We start from the raw sequence: 2,544 nt of genomic DNA, 5'->3' as shown, positions 1-2,544 counted from the left end.
ATGATGACCGATGGCGACAATTTGTGGTTCGATTACGGCCGGCCACCAAGCTTTGACTACACCGGCTATGGCCGGTTGACCGAAGGCCGGCTGGGCACCACCAGCGGCGGCACTGCCACCACCCGCATCAACGACCGCATGACAAATTTGTGCAACAATATCAAAGCACAGGGCATTGTGCTTTATACGATCACGCTCGGTACCGCCGGCGCCACGCAGACTCTGTATCGCAACTGCGCCACCAGCCCGGCGCATTATTTCCACGCGCCCAGCGCCGCCCAGTTGCGAACATCGTTTCAGCAGATCGGTTCGCAACTGTCCAACCTGCGGCTGGAAAGCTGATGAAGTTCGGCACTCACAAGGCAGACATAAAATAATTCACAAATAATTTGCTTGTGATACAAACGGGCGCAACATATTGAAGATTATCAGAAAATAATCTTCCAAATATGGTTTTGGACATTTTCTGATTGCTTCAGCATTTCATTTTGCTCTACTCTTCGTGGAATGCTGTTGTTATTGTCTCAGAAAGATTTTCATGACTGATCAATCCACCATGAATATTGTTGAAACGGCTGTTGCCGCTGGTTCGTTCACCACGCTGGTTGCAGCAGTGGTTGCCGCCGGCCTTGCCGACACATTGAGCGGCGCTGGCCCGTTCACCGTGTTCGCACCAACCGATGCGGCCTTTGCCAACTTGCCCGAAGGCACCGTGGCATCGTTGCTGCTTCCAGAAAACAAAGACAAGCTGGTCGCCGTGCTCACATTGCACGTGATGGCTGGTGCGGTGCATGCTGCTGATGTGGCTGGCAAGACCGTTTCACCGGCATCGCTCAATGGCGAAGTCTTGCATGTTGATGGCACAGACGGTGTGACGATCAATGGCGCTACTGTTGTGCAGGCCGACGTCGTTTGCAGCAATGGTGTCATCCATGCGATCGATACGGTCTTGCTGCCAGCCGGCTGATCGATTGTTTCATTTGTGAATTGCGTCCCGGCTGGCAACAGCCGGGACGTTTTTTGTGATAGCGACCGGCCGGTGCCGCTGCGATCGGTCGGCAGCGGGAACCGCCGTGTGCGCGGCAAGCCCGGCCCGTGCATCAGGCAATCAGCACATCCAGCAATGGTTGCTGCAGCACCACTGATGACGGCGCGGCGGTGCCGCCGGCCGCGACGAAATTGTTCCACTGGTTCCACAACTGGATGATCTGCACATCGCCGTCGCCATCTGTGATGCTCAGGTTCAGCACATCTGTGGTGCCAAAACGGCTGGCAGTCACGGCCTGCGCCGCCAGCACGACCTCGACGATGTCCGCCATGCTGTCCAGGGTCACGCCGGTGCCGCCGGCAAGCACATCGAGCATGTTGCCGCCGGCCGTATCCACAAATGTGCCAGCGCCAAATCCGCTCAGTATGATGCGGTCTTCAGTGAGGCTGTAATCATAGATCCGGTCGGAGTCCGTGCCGGTCAAGTCGCCGCCGTCGAATATGAATGCGTCGAAACCCGTGCCGCCGCTGATCTGATCATCGCCTTCGCCGCCAATCAGCGTGTCGGTGCCGCCGCCGCCGCTCAGCACGTCGTTGCCGCCGCCGCCCATTATCACATTGTTGGCACTGTTGCCGTCGATACGGTTGGCCAACGCGTTGCCGGTGCCGTTGGTTGGGTTCGTACCGGACAGGCGCAGGTTCTCGATGTCCGAGCCGAGTGTGTAGCGGATCGCGCTGATGATTGTATCGAGACCGCCAACGTCAATCACGGTGTCGCCCAGCGAATCCACATGATATGTATCGTTGCCAAGGCCGCCCTCCATCCGGTCATTGCCCAGCCCGCCGTTCAGCACGTCGTTGCCGCCCAGACCGATCATGAAATCGTCTCTGGAGCTGCCGGCCAAGCCATCATCGCCTTCGGTGCCGATATGCGTTGGCGTTGGGCCGGTACTGGGCGTTGTCACCGTCAGCGTGGCAACAGCGGTATTGCTTGGTAACGTGCCGTCGCTGGCAACAAAACTGAACGTTTGCTGGCCGGACTGGCCGGCCGTCGGCACGTAGAACAGCGGCAGGTTGCCGCCGGTTGCCGCCAATGTGTTGCCGGCCGCCACACGCTGGGTGAGGCCCGCATCGGCAAACAAGGCACCGATGGCCGGAAGTGTGGTGATGGCGAAGGATTGGACACTGCTGTCGATATCAGTGGCTTGCAGCGTCACCGGAATCGCACTGGCCGTCGAAAGACCAGCTGCGTCCGCTGGCGCTGCCACTGGCGCATCGTTGACCGGGCTTACTGCAAGCGTCAGCCGCTGGGTGTCAGTGCCGCCGGCACCGTCCGAAACACGGTAAGCAAAGCCGGTGGTTCCGGAGGCATTGGCCGCCGGCGCAAAGGTCAATTGCTGCAACTGGGCCAGCGTCAGGATGGCATTGACGGCAATCGCTGCCCCGGCGCCGGCAACCTGCACAATGCCGATGGCAGGCGCTTCGGTCACAGTGATGGTGAGCGGGTCGCCATCGACATCGGTTGGAGCCCGAATGGCTAGGGCAACAGGCGCCGAA

2 protein-coding genes and 1 pseudogene are annotated in these 2,544 nt (G+C 59.3%); 2 read left to right on the top strand and 1 reads right to left on the bottom strand.

The annotated features are described in order from the left end of the window. Positions 1-342: pseudogene (locus ABWP50_RS04015) on the top strand (hypothetical protein); the annotation flags it as partial. Between the two features lie 214 nt (positions 343-556). Continuing rightward, positions 557-967 carry a fasciclin domain-containing protein gene (locus ABWP50_RS04010; protein ID WP_353216705.1) on the top strand — a complete coding sequence of 137 codons (411 nt, stop codon included), beginning with the start codon at positions 557-559 and terminating at the stop codon, positions 965-967. A gap of 133 nt (positions 968-1,100) precedes the next feature. On the opposite strand, the gene ABWP50_RS04005 is transcribed toward ABWP50_RS04010, so the two are convergent. Further along, positions 1,101-2,544, bottom strand: a 1,444-nt coding sequence (locus ABWP50_RS04005; protein ID WP_353216704.1) for an Ig-like domain-containing protein, incomplete at its 5' end; no start/stop codon positions are given.

This window comes from Sandarakinorhabdus sp., from assembly GCF_040398645.1.
Lineage (GTDB): Bacteria > Pseudomonadota > Alphaproteobacteria > Sphingomonadales > Sphingomonadaceae > Sandarakinorhabdus.
This window is presented reverse-complemented; position numbering and strand designations above follow the sequence as displayed.